Origin of the sequence: Shewanella sp. AC91-MNA-CIBAN-0169 (assembly GCF_040310165.1) — a bacterium.
GTDB lineage: Bacteria > Pseudomonadota > Gammaproteobacteria > Enterobacterales > Shewanellaceae > Shewanella.
Map to the genome: position 1 here is coordinate 1 of NZ_JBEOPM010000169.1, position 250 is coordinate 250.

General features: G+C 41.2%; 1 pseudogene. It reads left to right on the forward strand.

Going from position 1 to position 250, the window contains the following annotated elements:
* Positions 1-250 (forward strand): annotated as a pseudogene (locus AAEY98_RS22555) (CDP-alcohol phosphatidyltransferase family protein); the annotation flags it as partial.

The following is a 250-nucleotide window of genomic DNA, read 5'->3' on the forward strand; positions in this document are numbered from 1 at the left end:
GATAAACCACAGTTCAAATATAAAAGTTTTTATTATTTAAACGGTTTGACTGAAGGTACTGAGACTATTGCGCTGTTCGTGGCCTTTTGCATTTGGCCACAGCACTTTGTACTACTCGCTAGCATTTTTGCCACGGCATGCGCGATTACGATTTTTACCCGTATCCATGGTGGCTATCATACCCTTAAACAGCTAGAGGCGAATGTTAGTAGCTCAGCTGGTTTAAACTCTCAAGAGGTAAGTAATGACT